11 protein-coding genes are annotated in these 19,193 nt (G+C 72.8%); 5 read left to right on the top strand and 6 right to left on the bottom strand.

What is annotated here, in order from left to right:
• Positions 1-68: 68 nt before the first annotated feature.
• Both ACFYSC_RS07835 and ACFYSC_RS07830 read right to left on the bottom strand, forming a co-directional pair.
• The gene (locus tag ACFYSC_RS07835) at positions 69-599 is read right to left on the bottom strand and encodes a GNAT family N-acetyltransferase (RefSeq protein WP_389958193.1); all 531 of its coding nucleotides are present in this window, start codon (positions 597-599) and stop codon (positions 69-71) included.
• 172 nt (positions 600-771) lie between these two features.
• Positions 772-1,338, bottom strand: a complete 567-nt coding sequence (locus tag ACFYSC_RS07830; RefSeq protein WP_389958190.1) for a hypothetical protein — start codon at positions 1,336-1,338, stop codon at positions 772-774.
• A gap of 479 nt (positions 1,339-1,817) precedes the next feature.
• Between ACFYSC_RS07830 and ACFYSC_RS07825 the strand changes: the two genes are divergently transcribed.
• Both ACFYSC_RS07825 and ACFYSC_RS07820 read left to right on the top strand, forming a co-directional pair.
• Entirely contained in the window at positions 1,818-5,075 is a 3,258-nt protein-coding gene (locus ACFYSC_RS07825) for a CDP-glycerol glycerophosphotransferase family protein (protein ID WP_389958188.1), read from the top strand.
• Positions 5,072-6,298 (top strand): glycosyltransferase, encoded by a 1,227-nt coding sequence (locus ACFYSC_RS07820; RefSeq protein WP_389958185.1) that lies wholly within the window; start codon positions 5,072-5,074, stop codon positions 6,296-6,298. The genes ACFYSC_RS07825 and ACFYSC_RS07820 overlap by 4 nt, the downstream gene beginning before the upstream one ends.
• Before the next feature lie 155 nt (positions 6,299-6,453).
• Here the strand turns inward: ACFYSC_RS07820 and ACFYSC_RS07815 are convergent, their stop codons facing one another.
• The 4 genes from ACFYSC_RS07815 to ACFYSC_RS07800 all read right to left on the bottom strand — a co-directional run bounded on the left by ACFYSC_RS07815 (position 6,454) and on the right by ACFYSC_RS07800 (position 12,989).
• Positions 6,454-7,497 carry a sulfotransferase family protein gene (locus ACFYSC_RS07815; RefSeq protein WP_389958182.1) on the bottom strand — a complete coding sequence of 348 codons (1,044 nt, stop codon included), beginning with the start codon at positions 7,495-7,497 and terminating at the stop codon, positions 6,454-6,456.
• A gap of 3 nt (positions 7,498-7,500) precedes the next feature.
• On the bottom strand, positions 7,501-8,511 hold the full coding sequence (locus ACFYSC_RS07810) for a sulfotransferase family protein (RefSeq protein ID WP_389958180.1): 1,011 nt from the start codon (positions 8,509-8,511) through the stop codon (positions 7,501-7,503).
• Between the two features lie 25 nt (positions 8,512-8,536).
• Positions 8,537-9,364 (bottom strand): CDP-alcohol phosphatidyltransferase family protein, encoded by an 828-nt coding sequence (locus tag ACFYSC_RS07805; protein WP_362942484.1) that lies wholly within the window; start codon positions 9,362-9,364, stop codon positions 8,537-8,539.
• A gap of 202 nt (positions 9,365-9,566) precedes the next feature.
• Positions 9,567-12,989, bottom strand: a complete 3,423-nt coding sequence (locus tag ACFYSC_RS07800; protein ID WP_389958176.1) for a CDP-glycerol glycerophosphotransferase family protein — start codon at positions 12,987-12,989, stop codon at positions 9,567-9,569.
• A gap of 455 nt (positions 12,990-13,444) precedes the next feature.
• Between ACFYSC_RS07800 and ACFYSC_RS07795 the strand changes: the two genes are divergently transcribed.
• From ACFYSC_RS07795 to ACFYSC_RS07785, 3 genes are all read left to right on the top strand, one after another.
• On the top strand, positions 13,445-14,935 hold the full coding sequence (locus tag ACFYSC_RS07795; RefSeq protein ID WP_389958174.1) for an NAD(P)/FAD-dependent oxidoreductase: 1,491 nt from the start codon (positions 13,445-13,447) through the stop codon (positions 14,933-14,935).
• 66 nt (positions 14,936-15,001) lie between these two features.
• Positions 15,002-17,899, top strand: a complete 2,898-nt coding sequence (locus tag ACFYSC_RS07790; protein WP_389958172.1) for a CDP-glycerol glycerophosphotransferase family protein — start codon at positions 15,002-15,004, stop codon at positions 17,897-17,899.
• Positions 17,900-17,975: 76 nt separating this feature from the next.
• Positions 17,976-19,130 carry a glycosyltransferase gene (locus ACFYSC_RS07785; protein ID WP_389958169.1) on the top strand — a complete coding sequence of 385 codons (1,155 nt, stop codon included), beginning with the start codon at positions 17,976-17,978 and terminating at the stop codon, positions 19,128-19,130.
• The last annotated feature ends 63 nt before the right edge of the window (positions 19,131-19,193 follow it).

Here is a 19,193-nt window from a genome sequence, read left to right as displayed (position 1 = left end):
ACCCCCTTCCCGGGTTTTTTCAGTCGCGCCGTTCCGGCCGGGGCCCGCGCCGCCCGGAACGGCGCGGTTCACCCCTGCCGGGCGAGGCGGTAGTGGGTCTCCTCAATCGGGGGATACGACTCGGACAGCGGGTGGGTGCCGGTGCGGCCGGACGGGACGAAGCCGAAGCGCTCGTAGAAGCGCCGGGACCGGTCGTTGCGGGTCGCGACCCACAGGCCGACCTCCTCGTGCCCGGCGGCGCGCAGCCGGGTCACCGCGTCCGCCAGCAGGGCCCGGCCGAGCCCGGCGGACTGCGCCTCGGGCAGCACGTAGAGGGCGAAGACCTCGCCGCCGCCGATCTCCTCGTCCCGGCTGCGGTTGAAGTTGACGAAGCCGACGATCCCATCTCCGGTCTCGGCGACCACGAGCGGCGTGCGCCCCTCGGCAAGGGCATTGGCCAGCCCCCGCTCCATCTGGGCCACCCTGTCCGGGTCGACCCCGAGCGCGTCGAGGTAGTCGTCGGGCATGAGGCCGCGGTAGGCGGTCCGCCACGTCGTCACCCGCACCCGTTCCACGGCCGCCACGTCCTCGGGGGCACCGGGTCTGATCTTGAATTCCATGGCGGAATGATCCGGTGTCCGCCGCACGGGGGCAACGGGATATCGCGGCCTCATGAGAACGGTTCCCTTGACAGAGAAGCCATATCGTTTACCATGGGTACCGCATGGCTCACTCGGAGTCATGAAGTGAAGCCGGGTTAACCTCCGCAGGTGGTGGCCCGGCTTTCGCGTTTCAGAAGGGTTCACAGCCGACGTATGACAGCACCGGCCCCAGAGCGCAGGCCGTAAGGTCTTCCCCACGGACGAGCGCTCTGGCCGTACTGCTGACGATCACGTCCGCGACCCAGAGGAGCGGCTCCTTCGCGAATGGAGCATGGCTGTACTCGAAACGGGGAGGCCGCCCGGCCAGACCTCCGAGAACTCTGCGGTCATGCCGATCCTGGCTGGCCTCGCGCTCCGCCAGGACCATCCAACGAACCTCCCACGGCAGATCCTGCACCAACCATGCCAAAGCGCGAGCCCGCGCAGCTTCCTTGCGTTTGGGACGTTCGAAGCGACAGCCGTATACCCTCGCAGAGATCGGGAGTGATTTGATCTCGTGGATCAGCGCGGCGCGCGTCTTCTCATCCTCCTGCGACCAATGTGGGGTGCGGGCTGTCGGCACCGCCGAACACAGAAGCTTTCTGGCGTCCTCCGACAGAGCTGGATCCGCGAGCACCAATCCGATCACATAGAGGCAGGCGTCGGTGTGGATGGACTCATCGATGAAACCTGCGAGGGGAAGGCCAGTTCCATGCATAGGGTAATCATGCGGTAAGCCAAAGGTTGGGAGTGGTCTTTTCAATCACTCCACCGCAGCTCACCTGAAATGAGATGCCTCATTTATCCAGATATAGCGAATTAACGCATCCAGAGGTGAAATGTTCACCCGCACAGAGAGATCTCTTTCTCCGCTCTCCCCCAACCCCACCCACGGGAAACGTCGTCGAATGGCTTCATAGTCGAGCGGCTCCTCATCGTTCGCCCTCCCAGAACAGATGCATGCCTCAGGACGGACAGGCCGATCTTCACCGTGAGCGGATTTTGACATAGATCCACCATGCCACCGCGTGGAGAGAAACATCACTTGTTTTCAAGCCCTGCCCAAATGGGCAGGGCTTGTTCGAACACACCCTGGCGGGTTCGGGTAAAAAGTCCTGTGTTTAATGGGCAAACCGAACGAAATCCGTCCCATGCTAGGGAACACCTCGGAATGTGATCAATTCGCCGGACTGTAGCGTGGTCGTCATCACCTGCGACGACGCCGCCCGTCTGCCCCGGGCCGTCCGGTCGGTGCTGGACCAGTCGCTGCGGAACCTCGAAGTGGTCATCGTGGACGACGCGAGCACCGACGGCACGGATCGGGTGGCGCGTGAACTCCAGAGGGAGGACCCCCGGGTCCGCTACCTGCGCCGCGACGTCAACAGCGGCGGCTGCGGCGCTCCGCGCAACCAGGGGACGGCGGCGGCCCGCGCGCCCTTCGTGATGTTCCTCGACAGCGACGACCGGCTGACCCGGCACGCCTGCAAGAGCATGCTGCTGGAGGCCGAGCGGACCGGTGCCGACTTCGTCACCGGGCAGATCTCCCGGCTGTACGAGGCGAGCGGCCGGACCCGCCCCTACTACCCGGACCTGTTCGCCCGGCGCAGGACCGTCGAGGGGATCGCCCGCGAGCCGGAGATGTTCCTCGACTCCTTCAGCACCAACAAGCTCTACCGGGCCGAGTTGCTGCGGCGGCTGCCGTTCCGGGAGGACCTGCACTACGAGGACCACGTCTTCAGCGCCGAGCTGTACTGCGCGGCGCGCCGGTTCGCCGTGGTTCCGTGGGTCGTCTACCTGTGGCACCGGGTCCCCGCCGGCGGTCCGGGCAGGCCGTCGATCTCGCTGCGCATCACCGACATGGACAACGTCCGGCACCGGGTCCGGGCGGCCCGGCTCAGCGACGACGTGCTGCGCGGGAACGGCCTGGATGACCTGGTGCCGGACCGGCGGCGCCGGTTCCTCCGGCAGGACCTGCGGGTCTACCTCGACCCGCTGCCGCGCCGCGATCCGGCGTGGGCGGCGGAGTTCGCCGAGGTCGTCGGCCCGTACCTGGCGGAGTTCGGGTCGCGGGAGTTCGCGGGGATCGACCCGGTCGTGCGGGTCTGCTGCCGTCTCATCGTCGCCGGGCGGGCCGACGAGCTGGTGGTGGCCGCCCGGTCGCTCAGCGAGCCGAAACCCCCGCCGCGCTTCGCCGTACGGCGGGACGGGCGGACCTACTGGGCCCTCGGCCCTCCGGGGACGGACGGAGCGGACGGCGGGGGCCGGGAGCGAGTCCCTTCCGGGGAACCGGTGCGGGCCGGGGAACCGGGCACCGCCGCGTCGGCCGGAGGGCGGAAGCCGGACCTGGTGGCGCCGGAGGGGATGGAGATCACCGCGCTGCGGATGGCCGAGCTGCCGTTCGGCGACTCCCGGCTCCGGCACGAGGTCGCCGTGACCCCCGCGGTCACGGGCGCGGAGGCGGGGACGGGTGCGGCCTCCGGTCCCGGCTCGGACTCGGACTCGGGCACGGGCATGAGCGCCGGCGGTCGCGCGGGGACGGAGGCCGTCCTGACGATCCGTACCTACGACCCGTTCGGGATGCTGGCCGCCAATCCCGGCTGGCGCGCGTACCTCGACGTCGCGGGCCACAGGACGCGGCTGCATCCGCGGCGGCGGGACGACGGCGTCCACGTCAGCGAGGTGACCGTGGACCTGGCCGTGCTCGGGCGCGGCCGTCCCGGCGCCGGGCTCCATGGACTCTACGGACTCCACTGGCTCCACTGGCTCCACGGGTTCCGCGAGCTCGGTCACGATTCGCGGGTCGTGGTGGTCCGCCCCGACGGCCGGTCCACCGCCGACCCGCTGCTCACCGACCCGGGAACCGGGCCGGTGACCGCCGCCCTCCCCTGGTGCACGGTCGTCTTCGGGGCGGAGGGCCGGGCCGGGTTCCTGCGGGTGCGCCGCCGGCGGCGAGGAGTGCTGCGGCCCGCGGCCCGGGTGGCGAGGATCGGCCGCGCCGCCGTACGGCGGGCGGTCCGGCGGGCCGGGGACCCGCGGGTCAAGCTGCGCGTCTACCGGTGCCTGATCAGGGCGGTCCCTCCCCGCCGGAACCTGGTGCTGTTCGAGTCGGACGTCGGCGCCGGATGCACCGGCAACCCCCGCTACGTCTACGAGGAGCTGCTGCGGCGGCGGGCCCCGTTCACCATGGTGTGGTCGGTGGCGCGGAACCGGCGGAACTTCCCGGCCGGCGCGCGCCTGGTGCGGCGGATGAGCTGGCGGCACGTGTGGACCATGGCCCGCGCGGGGTACTGGGTGGACAGCCACGGCATGCCGCTGGACTTCCCCAAGCCCGCCCGCACCCGCTACCTGCAGACCTGGCACGGGCAGGGCATCAAGACGGTCGGCTTCGACGCCCCGGACCTGCGCGCCGACTTCCCCGGGCCGCGGGCGCGGTGGCGGGCGGCGGTGGCGCGGTGGGACGCGCTGGTCTCGCCCAGCGCGGAGTTCGAACGGATCTTCCTGCCGTCCAACGGTTACCGCGGCCCGGTGCTGCGGTACGGCTCGCCCCGCTGTGACGTGCTCGTGCGCGGCGACGACGAGGCCGTACGGCGGGTGCGGGACGAGCTGGAGATCCCGCCGGAGCGGAAGGTCCTGCTGTACGCGCCCACCTACCGGGACCACGCCATGTCCTCCGGCCGGTCGGTCCGGGCCGACCTGGAGCTGATGGCCCGGGAGCTGGCCGGCGAGTGGACGGTGGTGCTGCGCCCGCACCCCGTCGAGCGGTACGCGGTGCCCCGGCACCTGCTCCACTTCGTCCGCCCGGCCGGGTCGTATCCGGAGGTCAACGACCTCATGCTGGCCTCGGACGCGCTGCTGACCGACTACTCGTCGCTGATGTGCGACTACGCGGTCACCGGACGGCCGATGCTGTTCCTGATCGACGACTGGGACGAGTACCGGCGTCTGGAGCGGGGCGTCCTCCACGACCTGCCCGCGATCGCCCCCGGACCCTGCCTGACCACGACGCGGGAGGTGGTGGAGACCCTGCGGGACCTGCCGGCGGTGTCGGCGTCGTTCGCCGGCCGGTACGCGGAGTTCCGCGCGCTGTGGTGCGCGGAGGAGAAGGGGAACGCCGCTTCGAGGGTCGTCGACGCCTTCTTCGGCGTCCCGCCGGAGCCCGGTTCCGGGCGGGACGGTCCCGGCGGGGACGGGCGGGCCCGCCGGCCGTCCCCCGGGCGGCTCCCGGCCCGGAGCGACGTGGCCACACGCGTCCTCATCCGTGCGGGCCTCCCCGGGCGGCTCCTGACCCGAAGCGGCGCGGCCACACGCGTCCTCGCCCGTGCGGGCCTCCCCGCACGGCTCCTTACGTGGACCGGTCTGTCCAGATTCGCCGAGACCCGGCTGATCGGACGGTTCCCGGTCCGGCGCGGTGCGTTCCGGGCGGCCGGGACACGGTTCCGGAGGACCGGGCGATGACGTCGGTGGTGTTCGCGTGCCTGGACGCCGACACGCTCGGCGGGATCCAGCGGGTCACCCACACCGTGGCGCAGGGCCTGGCCGGGCGGGGCTACGACGTGCACGTGGTGGGACTGCACCGCGCCGAGACCCCCGTCCGCTACGTGGACCGGCCCGGCTACCGCCACCACGTGATCCACGCGACGCCGATGGGTGCGGGCCGGGTCTCCCGGACGGCCGCCCGGCGGGAGCGGCGGTGGCTGCGGGAGGTGTTCCGGCGGGCGGGGCCGGGTTTCGCGGTGCTGACCTCACCGGGCGTGGTGCCCCGGGTCATCGGTGCGCTGCCGGACCGGCTGCTGCCGATCGGCCAGTACCACGGCTCCTACGAGCACGCGCTGGGCTCCTGGCACCTGCGGGCGATCCGCGACCGCTACGGCGCGCTGGAGGCGGCGGTGTTCCTCAGTGAGGACGACGCGTGGCGGTTCGCCGAGCAGGCGCCGCTGCCCAACGCGTGGGCGATCCCCAACCCGCTGCCCGGCCGGGCGCACCGGGCCTCCGGGCTGGACGGGCGGCGGGTGCTGGGGGTGGGGAGGCTGGAGGGGGTCAAGCGGTTCGACCGGCTGATCTCCGCCTTCGCCGAGGCCGTCCGGACCGTGGACGGCGGGCGCCCCGGCGGGCCACCGTACGGCGAGGCGGCTGCGCACGACGCGGAGACGGACGGCGGGACGGCGCACGGCGCGGAGACGGACGGCGGGACGGCGGCGCACGACCCGGCGGGTGACGCGCCGGGCGGGCGGTGGGAGTTGCACCTGGTCGGGGACGGCGCGGAGCGGGAGCGGCTGCGCGAGCACGCGGCGGCGTGCGGGGTGGCGGACCGGGTGGTCCTGCGCGGCGCGGTGCCCGCCTCCGGCATGGAGCGCGAGTATCTCGCCGCGTCGCTGCTGGCCCTCTCCAGCGAGCACGAGGGGCTGCCGCTGGTCGTGGGCGAGGCGGCGGCCTGCGGTGTGCCGGCGGTGGCGTTCGACGTGTCGGGCGGGGTGCGGTCACTGGTCGTCCACGGGCGGACCGGGCTGCTGGTCCCCCCGGCCGACGTGCCCGCCCTCGCGGCGGCGCTCGCCCGGCTGATGGCCTCCCGGGACGAGCGGCGGCGGCTGGGCGCCGCCGCCCGCGCCCACGTCGAGGCGTTCCGGCCCGAGCGGGTCCTGGACCGCTGGGAGGACCTGTTCACGCAGGTCACCCGTTGACCGATCGGCCGGCCGCCGTACCGTCCCGGTGTCCCGCGGTCGTCGGCGCGGGCGGGACGGCGGAGCGGCGGGCCGTACGGGTCACCCGACGGTCGTCGGCGCGGGCGGAGCGGCGGGCGTACGGGTGACCCGTTGATCGGGGCAGGCCCGACGGGTCACCCGTTGACCGAGACGGGCTCGGTGCGCGGCTGCGGCACCCCGGCCAGCACGATCTGGGCGGAGGTGAGCCGCGCGCCCAGCGGGTTGGGCTCACGCAGCCGGATCAGCCGGTCGAAGGCCACCCTCTTGACCCGGGCCAGCTTCCGCTTGGCGGCGGTGCGCTCGTAGGCGACCATCCGCGCGGCGTCGGTCCTGGGCGCCCCGCTGAGCTCGTAGCCGTACGCCTGGAGCCGCTCGCCGAGGACGCTCTCGCACAGGGAGACCTCCCACGGGTCGAGGCGGTCGCGCCAGGAGCCCGTCCTGGCGGTGGTCACCTCGTCGTGGGTGCGCGAGTGCCAGGTCTTGCGGTCCGGGACGGCGATGTCGGCCACCCGCTGCGGCTCGCACATCGCCGGGTCGTAGTCCTCGCCGAGGAACTCGCACAGCCTGCGCAGCTGGGCCTCCGGCGCCGAGGTGAGGTCCTCGTAGCGCAGCTCGTGGTAGCTGCCCGCGGGCAGCTTCGGGGCGCCGTGCCGGGCGAAGTCGATCGCCTCGGCCCACGCCGCCACCGCGCTGTAGACGGTGCCGTTGTACCAGGGCATCTCCTTCAGCGACGCCACGCAGTCGCGGCCGTCCCTGATCAGGTGGACGAACTGGGCGTCAGGGAAGAGCCGCAGCAGCACCTCGACGTGCTGGAAGTACGACGGCCGCTTGTCGCCCCAGCGCGGCCTGCCGTGCCGGGCCGCGTAGGAGCGCAGCACGATGCCCAGCGCCGAGCCCAGCGTCGGCGGGCCCTCGGCGATCTCCTCGATGACCTTCTCGCCGTCCAGTCCCAGCTCGTGGAAGCGGGACTGGCGGCGGTTGACCACCCACTCGGCCAGCTCGCGCCTGCGCGCCGGGTCCTCCAGGTCGCCGAAGTGCAGCCGCCGCTGGTAGGCGGTGACCATGAACCGGGTCTCCGGGGGGATCGCGATGCGGCGGTGGGCGTGCGTCATGAGCTGGAGCAGCGTCGTGCCCGAGCGGGGGCAGCCCACGATGAAGATCGGCCGGTCGGATTCCATCGGTCAGACCTTCGCCAGTTCGCCGAGCTGCCGGGTGGTGAGCTGCGCGGCCACCGGGCTCGGCTCGCGGAGCCGGTTGACGCGGTCGCGGAGCTCCTTGCGGCGGCGTGCCCAGCGCCGCTTGGACGCCGCCTTCTCACACGCCTCGACGTGCGCCTTCTCGGCCTTGGGGGCGCCGGACGGCTCGTAGCCGAACGCCTGGAGCCGCTCGCCCAGCACGGTCTCGCAGACCGAGATCTCCCACGGCTCCAGCCGGGTCCGCCACGAGCCGGACCGGGCGGTGGTCACCTCGCCGTGGGTGTTGCTGTGCCAGACCTTGTGCTGCGGGATCGCCATCCTGGCCACGTGGGACGGCTCGCACATCGCCGGGTCGTAGTCCTCGCCGAGGAACTCGCACAGCCCGGCCAGCTCGGTCGCGGGGTCGGCCGTCAGGTTCTCGTAGCGCAGCTCGTAGTAGGAGTCCGCCGGGAGGTTCTTGGCGTGGCGGCGGCCGTAGTCGATGGCCTCGGCCCAGTTGACCACCGCGTGGAAGATGTCCTTGGTGTACCAGGGCATCTCCTTCAGCGACGCCACGCAGTCGCGGCCGTCCCTGATCAGGTGGATGAACTGGGCGTCGGGGAAGAGCCGCAGCAGCAGGTCCACGTGGTGGTAGTAGCTGGGCCGCTTGTCGCCCCAGCGGGACTTGCCGTACTGCTCGGCGTAGGAGCGGAAGGCGATGCCCATCGCCGAGCCCAGCGTCGGCGGGCCGGCCACGATGTCCTCGATCAGCTTGTCGCCGTCGAGCTTGAGCTCCTTGAACTTGGTGTCCTTGTCGTTGACGATCCACCTGGCCAGCCGGCGCCGGTTCCCCGGCTCGCGCAGGTCGCCGAAGACGAACCTGCGGTAGTAGCCGGGCACCACGAACCTCGTCTCGGGAGGCACCGCGATACGCGGGTGGGAGTGCAACATGAGCTGCAGCATGGTGGTGCCCGAGCGCGGGCACCCGATGACGAACACAGGTCGGTCTGACTGCATGACGACGAACCCCCGTAGAAGATGATCAGACGGCTACGCGCTGCATGCTCTCCGGGCGCGGCGCGGAGGGCACCGCCCGGGCGAAGAGCCACATTCGGTGGATCAGGAAGACCTCGTTCAGCAGGAGCAGCCCCCCTGCCACGACGACCACCGGCAGCAGCGCCACCACCCCGATGAGCGGGGCGACCACGAACACCGCCGCGTGGAACTCGATGCCGCTGATGAGGTGGCTGCGCACCCGGTGCCGGGCGAGGAACCGGTTGGCCCTGCGGCGCAGCGTGGGTCTCCTGGCGGGCCTGGGCGGCCGGGGCTCCACCGGGTGGAGCCCGTCCTGGAGCTCTGCCTCGCGCTCTGTCCGGCGCTCGGCCCGGTTCTCCCTGACCACCTCGCGCACCCGCTTCATCTGCGGCGCGTTCACGTAGCGGAACAGGTCGAGTACGGCGACGCCGGCGCCGAGCAGGATGTAGGCCAGCTCCCCCGTCGCCGCGTACTGACCGAACGCCAGCCCCCCGGCGCAGCAGACGACCCGGATGCGGTCGCCGACGTAGTCGAGCCAGAGGCCGAACGCGGTCCCCGTCCCCTTGAGGCGGGCGATCTTCCCGTCCATGCAGTCGACCGTGAAGCTCACGTAGAACAGCGCGGCCCCCGCCACGAGCTGTCCGAACGCGAAGCACGCCGCCGATCCCATCCCGAGGGCCAGTGACAGACGAGTGAGCCCGTTGGGGGTGACGGAGGTGTGGTTGGCGGCGAACAGGGTGAGCCTGCACGCCACCGGGTCGACCAGGAACACCGTCCACCAGGAGTCTCTTCGTTTGCGGGTCGCGTGAACGTCGTTCAACGAATAGGCCCTCATGCGTCCAAGCATGGCGACACATGGTCGCTTCACATCTACGCTCTGTAACTACCGGACGATGTCCATGCCAGTTCTTGACCGTCCCCCGCCGTTGAGATCGGCGGCTTTGGGAGAGGGAGAGACCGGACCGGTCCGCCGGACACGTGGCCCCCGGCCCCATGGGAACGCCGCCATGGGGAGACCGCCACGGGGGCCCGCGCCGTCAGCCGAACACCCGATCCACGACCCGCGCCGCCGCGCCGCCGTCGTCGAGCGGGCAGAACCTCGCCCGGAACCCCTCGTACAGCGCCGCGTACTTCGTCTCCGCCTCGGCGGCGTCCCTGATCGCCGCCGTCACCTCCTCGGTCGTGCGGGCCAGGGGGCCCGGCGCGTCGGCCTCGAAGCCGAAGGTGAAGCCGCGCAGCTCATCGCGGTAGTGCTCCAGGTCGTGGACATGGAACACCATCGGCCGGCCGGTCACCGCGAAGTCGAACATCGCCGACGAGTAGTCGGTGACCAGCGTGTCGGCGACCAGGTACAGCTCGGTGGCGTCCGGGTAGCCGGAGACGTCCCGGACGAAGTCCCCGCCGGCCCGGGGCACCCGGTCCACCACGTTCGGGTGGCGGCGGATCAGGAGGATGTGGTCGCCGCCCAGTTCCTCACGCATCCGCTGGAGATCGAGCCGCAGGTCCAGCCGGTAGCGGCCTCTGGCGTAGAGCTTGTCGTCGCGCCAGGTCGGCAGGTGCAGGACGACCCGGCGGCCCTCGGGAAGGCCGAGCCGCGCCCTGATCGCCGCGGCGTCGCCGTGCCGCAGGACGTCGTTGCGGGGCAGGCCGGTCTCCAGGATCTCCCCGTCGAAGCGGAAGGCGCGCCGCAGCAGCGGGGTGCACCAGGGGCTCGGCGAGACCAGGTGGCTCCACTGGGCGACCTTCCAGGCCAGCCGTTCGTGGTGGTCGGGCCGGGCGAGCGGCATCCTCTCGACGTCGAAGCCGACGCGCTTGAGCGGCGTGCCGCGGCCGGTCTGCAGCACGACCTGGTCCGGGCGGCGCTCGAACCAGCCGGGCAGGTCGACATTGGTGACGACGTGGCGGCAGCGGGCCAGCGCCTCGTAGTGTTCGCGCCCGTACCGCCGGACCGGCGTGACCCCCTCGGGCAGTTCCACCTGGCCGTCGCGGACGCACCACAGGAACTCCAGGTCCGCGCCGCGCCGCCGCAGCTCCTCGTAGATCGCCCGGGGGCTGTCGGAGAACTGCCGCCCGCCGTGGCTGTCGAACAGGACGGCGTCCCGGGGCGGCTCGGCGCGTCGGGAGGGGTAGAACTCCTCGCGCAGCAGCCGCTGCTGCTTGGGCCTCCCCTCGGCGCCCAGGTCGCCGCTGATCGTGAGGACCGCCTCCGACATCAGGTCGGTCTCGAAGGTGAGAACGCGGCTGCCGGTGGCGTGCTCCAGCGGCTCGGGCTGCCGGAACTCCACCCTCATGTCGCCCGCGGCGGTGCGGACCGTGAAGCCGTGCGCGCCGGACGGCAGCGGCAGACGGCCCCCGAGGGTCTCGGACGCCTCGGGGGTCACCGTGACACGCTCGCCGTCGATCGGGAACAGCCGCTCGCCGAACCGGCCGCGCGAGGTGACGACCAGCCACGCCGGGCCGTCGAGCGGGCGTATCGGGGCGCCGGCGAGTTCCAGGTGGCCCCGCTCGCTCCACCGGACCCGCTCGACGTGGAAGGTCGGCCGCTGCTCGCGCAGCACCAGCCCGCCCGACGCCGACCGGCTCACCACCACGTCGCGGCCGAGCCTGCGGTGCAGGCCGCGCTCCACGCCGTCGCCGACGACCAGCGGCCGGGCGGGCCCCTCCTGGGGGACGACGTCGAAGCGCCACTCGGCCCCGGGGTTCAGGGCGCTCATCTCCAGGCTCGACGGGTCGAGGTCCGGCCACCGCTCGGACAGCACCCCGTCGAGGTCGATCATCACGTCGAACGCTCCGTCGTCCGAGATGATCATCGGGTGACGCCGGTCGCGCCCGCCCTGGGGGCGGGTGAGCCGCAGGTGCGGGCCGGCGCCCAGGTCGTCCTCGCACCGGCCGCTGATCCACAGCCTGCCGTCGACCACCCGGTGCCCGGTGACCCGGGCGGCGGGCCGGTCGACGCGCAGCCTGAGCTCGTCGGCGGCCGTCCACTCCGTCCACGCCACCGTCCCCCGGTCGTGCTCGGCGAACACCGGCCGCCGCGCGACCGGGCCGGGCTGGCCCAGCGTGGCGCGCCGCAGGAGGCCGCGGTGCAGGACGCGCAGCTCGACCCGCCACGACGAGCCGGCGGGCAGCTCCGCCGTGTCGATCGCCAGGCGGAACCCGCACCAGTCCCTGCGGCGCCGCGGGCCGGTGTCCACCAGCGACGGGCCGCGCCGCCTGCGCACCCGGAGCCGGACGCGGCGGCCGGTGTCCTCATCGACCAGCCAGGCGGCGACGTGCTGCTGGATCCGCTTGCGGGGACGCAGGTGACGGGGCGAGATCCGGCCGTCGACGACCAGCCGGTCGTCCTGCCAGCGCAGCTCGTCCACCCGCTGGCGCAGGTCCAGCTCCGTGCGCATCCGGGTGACGGAGCCGGGCAGCGGCACCGGGCAGCCGAGGTGGTAGCCGCGCACGCCGCCGCCGGTGACGCGGGTGTTCGCCTTGGCGGTCCGCTCCCACTCCAGCACCCGCAGCAGGTCGTCCACGCGGTCCTGCCGTACCAGCTCCCACTTGACGCGGCGCGGCGCGGGGACGGAGGCGAGGACCTTCGGGCCGGCCTCCTCCAGGTAGGCGCGGGCCAGGTCGCCGAAGCGCCGCCGGAAACCGTCGTCGGCCTGGTCGAGCACCTGCAGGAAGTTGGGCAGGTCGCTGTCGAGGACCGTCCGGTCCCAGGCGGGCAGATGACGGGCGCGCCCGGTCCGGACGAGGAAGTCCCGCACCGCGCGGACCGCGGCGAAGCGGTCCTCGACGCCCTTGACGTGCGCCCGGTTCTGGGTGATCGAGGTGCTCTCCCCCTCGCGTTCCCGCCACAGGTAGACGGGGACGCTCAGCACCTCCACGGCCTCGGCGAGGAAGTGCGCGGGCAGCGCGACCGCGATGTCCTCCCACAGCACCCCCTCGGGGAAGCTCAGGTCGTTGCGGTCCCAGAAGGCGCGGCGCCACAGCTTGTTGGTGACCAGCCGGTCCTTGAGCAGGATGTCGTCGCGGGTGACGTGGGTCCGCCGGGCCGGGCGGGCGAAGATGGCCCGGTGCATCGGCGACTGGCGCACCCCGTGGCCGCTGAAGCGCAGCACGTTGCCGGTCGCCAGGTCCGAACCGCTCTCCAGCAGGGCGCACGCCATCGTCTCGATCGCGGTCGGCGGGAGCAGGTCGTCGCTGTCGAGGAAGGCGAGGAACTCGCCGGAGGCGTGCCGGACGCCGGTGTTGCGCGCCGTGCCCAGGCCGCCGTTCTCCTGCCGGACGAGCCGGAACCGCCCGTCGCGGGCGGCGAAGGCGGCGGCGATCTCCGCGCTTGAGTCGGGCGAGCCGTCGTCCACCATGACGACCTCGATGTCGCCCCACGTCTGCGCCGCCGCCGACGCCAGGCACGCCTCCAGGTACGGTTCCACGTCGTAGATGGGCACGATGACGCTCACTAGGGCCACGATCGGTCCTCCGGTAGTCGAAAATCGCCCGCCCGGCCCGCCTGCCCGGCGTGGCCGCGTCCGCGAGTCAGCATGGCCGCGTCCACGGCCCGGCGGGCACGGAATGCGGCCGCGATGGAGGCGAGCTGACCGAGTCTTGACCGTCTTCCTTCTCACTCGCTTTCACTCAGGTACCGGCCCTTGTGACATGGTCACAGCCCGCCACCTTCTGCTCACTGTGACGGCGCGAGATCCTGCTGGGCCACCGGGCCGGCGTGCGGCTGTGCGCCTTCTTCAACGAAGGTCCATCGTCTTCCCGGTGAAAGGTCAAGGCTGAGAATGCACACTCCCTAGCAAGTCGCGATGACCCTCCGTAATCATCCTCGGTCCGACACGATCGACTCGCCGGGCCGCCGGGCCGCCGGAAACGGCCGGGATCGGCAGGGAACGGGGAAATCGTCCGCGGGGGGAAGCGCATGGAGTCGACAGTCGTCGTGGGAGCGGGGCCCGCCGGGCTCACCGCCGCCTACGAGCTGACCCGGCGGGGCCTGCCGTGCGAGGTCTTCGAGGCCGACCACGTGGTCGGCGGGATCAGCCGGACCGTGGAGCGCGACGGCTGGCGCTTCGACATCGGCGGCCACCGCTTCTTCACGAAGGTGGCGCGGGTGGAGGAGTTCTGGAACGAGATCCTCGGCGAGGAGGACTTCCTGCTGCGGCCGAGGATGAGCCGCATCCACTACGGCGGCCGCTTCTTCGACTACCCGCTCCGGGCGTCCAACGCGCTGCGCAACCTCGGCCCGCTGGAGTCGGCGCGCTGCGTGGCCTCCTACGCCCGTGCCCGGCTGCGCCCGCCCGCCGACCTGTCGACGTTCGAGGGCTGGGTCACGGCCAGGTTCGGCCGCCGGCTGTACGAGATCTTCTTCCGCACCTACACCGAGAAGGTGTGGGGCGTGCCCGCCTCCAGCATCCAGGCCGACTGGGCGGCGCAGCGGATCAGGAACCTCTCGCTGGGCCGGGCCGTGCTCGCCGCGCTGCGGCCGGGCCGGGGCGGCACCGACGTCACCAGTCTGATCGAGGAGTTCCGCTACCCCCGGCTGGGGCCGGGCATGATGTGGGAGGCCTGCGCCGAGCGGGTCCGTGAGCGGGGCTGCCCGGTCCACCTGGGCGTCCGGGTCGGGCGGGTGCGCCGCGGCCCCGATGGGCCGGTGGTCACCGTCCTGGGCGACGGCGTCAGCCGTGAGGTCCGCTGCGGCGCGCTGATCTCCTCCATGCCGCTCGGCGACCTCGTCCGGGCGTTCGGCCCGGACGTGCCGGACGTCGTGGCCGAGGCCGCGGCGGGCCTGCGGCACCGCGACTTCCTGACGGTGGCGCTGGTGGTGCCCGAGCGGTTCTCCTTCCCGGACAACTGGATCTACATCCACTCCCCCGAGGTACGGCTGGGCCGCGTGCAGAACTACGGCTCCTGGTCGCCCTACCTTGTGCGGGAGGGCCTGACCTGCCTGGGCCTGGAGTACTTCGTCAACGAGGGCGACGACCTGTGGGACGCCCCCGACGACGACCTCGTGTCCTTCGGCACCGGGGAGCTGGAACGGCTCGGCCTGGTCACGCCCGGCGCGGTCCGCCAGGGCTACGTGGTGCGGATGCCGAAGGCGTATCCGGTCTACGACGCCGGTTACGCGGACCACGTCGAGACGATCAGGAAGTATCTCGACGTGGAGTGGCCGGAGGTCCACCCGGTGGGCCGCAACGGCATGCACCGCTACAACAACCAGGACCACTCCATGCTCACCGCGATGCTGGCCGTGGAGAACGTCGCCGACGGCGCCCGGCACGACGTGTGGGAGGTCAACGTCGACGCCGAGTACCACGAGGAGCGCTCCGGCCCCGGCTCCTCCCGCGGCGGCGGCCCCGCGGGCACCGGCCGTTCCGCCCCCGTCCTGGTGGAGGCGGCGGCCCCGCGCCCGTGAGCCGCCCCGCCCCGTGAACCACCGGACCCCTGCAAACCCCCTTACATCCGACCGGAGTTCGCATCCATGACACAGCGTTCCACGGTTCCCGACGTCAGTGTGGTCGTCATCACCTACGACGACGCGCCCCGGCTGCCGCGAGCCGTACGATCCGTCCTCAGCCAGACCCTCAAGAACCTCGAAGTGATCATCGTGGACGACTGCTCCGGTGATGACACCCCGGCGGTGGCCGCGGCGCTCGCCCGGGAGGATCCGAGGGTCCGGTATGTCCGGCTGCCGGTCAACAGCGGCGGCTGCGGCGCCCCCCGCAACGCGGGCACGGACGCCGCGGCGGCACCGTACGTGATGTTCCTCGACAGCGACGACGAACTGCCCCGCCACGCCTGCAAGAGCCTGCTGCTGGAGGCCGAGGCGACCGGCGCCGACTTCGTCATGGGCACCGTGGAGCGCGTCGACGAGGCGACCGGGAACACCACCCTCTGGTACCCCCAGCTCTTCGCCGAACGCCGGGTCGTGCACGGCGTCCGCGCCGAGCCGGAGCTGCTGTTCAACTGCCTGGCCACCAACAAGCTGTACCGGCGGGCGTTCCTGGAGGCGACCGGCATCCGCTTCCCCACCGGCATCCACCACGAGGACATCGTCTGGTCCACGGAGCTGTTCTGCCACAGCAAGCTGTTCGCCGTCGTCCCCTGGCCGGTCTACCGGTGGCTGCTCGCCGCCGCCCCCGCGACGACGTCGATCTCCTCCCGGCGGCACGAGCTGGAGAACGTGCGGCAGCGGGTCACGGCGGCCGAGCTCACCGACCGGGTGCTGGCCGTCACCGGCTCCCTCGACCTGAAGGAGGACAAGGACTTCCGTTTCCTCTCCCACGACCTGCGCCTCTACCTGGGCGACCTGCCCCGGCGCGACCCGGAGTGGATCGCCGCGTTCGCCGGGATCGTCGTCCCGTACGTGGACACGCTGGAACCGTCGGCCGTACGGCGGGCGAGCCGGGCCGAGCGGGTGTGCGTGCAGCTGCTGCGCGAGGGCCGCCATGAGGAGGCCGCCGTCGCCGCCGTCGAGCTGGGCGGCAGGCAGATCCCGCCCCGGACCGTCACCGGGCACGGCGGCCGCGTCTTCTGGGGGGAGACGGTCCCCGCGACCGAGCGGGGCCGCGAGGAGCTGGACGTCACCGAGTCGCACCTGGGTGAGCAGCCGCTGGCCTCCGCGCTGCTCAGGCACGAGCTCACCGGCCTGGAGGCGTCCGGCGACCGGGTACGGCTCCGCCTGCGGACCTACGACCCGGGCCGGGTGCTCGACGGCCGCGCGCTGACCGCCCGGCTGCGGATCGGCGGCCGGAAACGGACGATCGCCGCGCTCCCCGCCGAACCCGTGCCGGACGCGTCCGTGTCGGCCGATCCCGTGTCGACCGGGTCTGTGCCGGCCGCGTCTGCGCCGACGGCCGCGCCGTCCGGTGAGCCCGTGTCCGCCGTACCCACCGCGTCCGCCGGACCCGTACCGGGCCGGGTGCGGGAGTGGGAGGTCGTGATCGACCTGTCCGCGCTGGACTGGCCGGAGGAGGCGGTCAAGGCCCAGTCGGTCGAGCTGTCGCTCGGCGAGGGCGGGCGATCCTGCTCCCGGCCCGTGCTGGCCTTCCCCGACCTGTCGTTCACCTCCACCGGCACCCTGTCCGCCGGCCGGCTGGTGCTGGAGGCGTCGGCCGACGTCCCGTTCCGCCTGACCGCGCGCCGGATCGGCCCGGTCCCCCGGCGAGGACGGCTCGCGCGGGCGGCCGAGCTGTGGCGGGACCTCCCGCGGCGGCTGGCCACCCCACGCGACCTGGGCCGCTTCTACCGGCTCGCCGCCGCGCTGACGCCGGTGGACCGGCGGCTGGCGGTGTTCGAGTCGGCGGAGGGCGGCGCGTACACCGGCAACCCCCGCTACGTCTACGAGGAGCTGCGGCGGCGCGGCACCGGGATCAAGGTCGTCTGGTCGCACACCGGCGACACCGCGGGCTTCCCCCGCGACGCCGTCCTGGTCAGGCGCAACACCTTCCGCTACGCGTGGCTCCTGGCCCGCGCCCGCTACTGGGTGGACAGCCACAACCTCCCGTACTGCTACCGCAAGCGGCGGGCCACCCGGTACCTGCAGACCTGGCACGGCCAGGTGTTCAAGAAGATGGGGCTGGACGACCCCCGCCTGCGCGCCCAGCCGGCCATGGCCAGGAGGTACGCCGAGGCGGTGGCGCGCTGGGACGTCCTGCTCACCCCGAGCCCGGACTTCCGCCGCGACTTCGGCGACGCCAGCGGGTTCACCGGCGAGACGCTGCGCGCCGGGTATCCCCGCACCGACGTGCTCGTCCGGCACGACGAGCCCGAGCAGCGCGAGCGGGCGCGGCGGACACGGGAGTTCTTCGAGGTCCCCGAGGACAGGCGGGTGATCCTCTACGCGCCCACCTACCGCGACGAACGGCGCTTCAGCGGGGAGTCGATCCGGCTGGATCCGCAGGTCCTGGCCGCCGAGCTGGGCCGCGACTGGGTGATCCTGGTGCGCGCCCACCCCTTCGACCGCTTCACCGTGCCGGACCCGCTCGGGCACCTCGTCCGGGACGCCTCGTCCTATCCCGAGGTCAACGACCTGATGCTGGCCTCCGACGTCCTGGTGACCGACTACTCCTCGATCATGTTCGACTACGCCTGCCTGGGGCGGCCGATCCTCTACTACGCCGACGACTACGAGAACTACGCGACGGACCGTCGGGGCGTCTGCTTCGACCTGGAGCGCCTCGCCCCGGGGCCGCTGCTGCGCAACCCCGGCGAACTCGTCGCCGCGCTGAACCGGCTCGACACGGTCACCGAGCGGTACGGCGAGCGCTACGCGGACTTCCGTGCCCGCTGGTGCGCCCTGGATGACGGGCGGGCCGCCCGCGCGGTCGTGGACGCGTTCTTCCCCGAGAGCACCCGATCCCCGGAGGCCGCCCGATGAGCCGCGCCTCCTCCGCAGGCCGCGCGCCTTCCGCGGGCCGCCCGACGAGCACCGCGCACTCCCCGGAGGCAGACCGATGAGCACGACGAGCACCGCACGACCGCGCCGCGTCTTCTTCGTCAGCACCGACGGGGACTCCATGGGCGGCTCCCAGCGGGTCCTGCACACCCTGGCCCAGGGACTCGCCGAGCGCGGGCACGCGGTGACGCTGGTCAGCGTCAACCCCTCCCGGCAGCCGCAGTCCTACGTCGCCGACCCCGCCTACCGGCACGTCACGCTGTACGGCACGCCCGCCCCGGAGGCGCCCGCCCGCCGGCTGCCGTTCCCCCGGCGCGGCGGGGCCAGGCCCCGGCGCTCCCCGGACGAGGTGGCCGCCGCGAAGGCGAAGCTGGCCGGACTGGCCGAGGAGGTCACCGGCGGCTACATGGTCGTCGCCTCGCCGTGGGCCGCCCACTGGATCTCCGACGTGCCCATGCCGCACCTCGCCATGATCGGCCAGTACCACCAGACCTACGAGGACGCGGCCGGCACCCCGCACCTCCGGCTGATCAGGAAGCACTACGCCCACTACGACAAGTCCCTCTTCCTGTGCGAGGAGTACGCCGCGGCGTTCACCCGCCACCGGCTCGCCAACTGCGGGGTCATGCCCAACCCGGTCGGCGTCTTCCCCCGCGAGCCGGCTCCGCTGGACGCTCCGAGGATCGTCTCGGCGGGACGGCTGGTCAGGCCGAAGCGGATCGACCTGCTGATCGACGCCTTCGCCGCCGCGGCCCCGTCCGCCGCCGAGCCGTGGGAGCTGCGGATCGTCGGCGACGGGCCGGTGCGGGCCGCCCTGGAGGAGCAGGCCCGCGCCACCGGCCTCGGCGACCGGATCGTCTTCCGCGGCCAGGTGGCGGACGTCGAGGCCGAGTATCTCGACGCGTCCGTCGTCACGCTGACCAGCGACGCCGAGAGCTGGGGTCTGGTGCTGGCGGAGGGCGCCGCCTGCGGCCTGCCCGCCGTGGCCTGCGACGTCTCGGCCGGGGTGCGCGCGCTCGTGGCCGACGGGGACAACGGTCTCCTGACCGGGCCCGGTGACGTGCGGGGCTTCGCCGCCGCGCTGGAACGCCTGATGTCGGACGGGGAGCTGCGCCGGAAGATGGGCGCCCGGGGCCGGCAGCGGATGCGGGAGTATCTCCTGCCGCGCGTCCTGGACCGGTGGGAGGCGCTGTTCGACGAGATCGACCGCTGACGGAGGAGGCGGACCGGGCGGACGCCGAAGACACGACCCGCCCCGGCGACGGGGGAACCGAGC

The organism is Streptosporangium sp. NPDC004379 (assembly GCF_042873875.1).
In the GTDB taxonomy this organism is placed as follows: Bacteria; Actinomycetota; Actinomycetes; order Streptosporangiales; family Streptosporangiaceae; genus Streptosporangium.
This window is presented reverse-complemented; position numbering and strand designations above follow the sequence as displayed.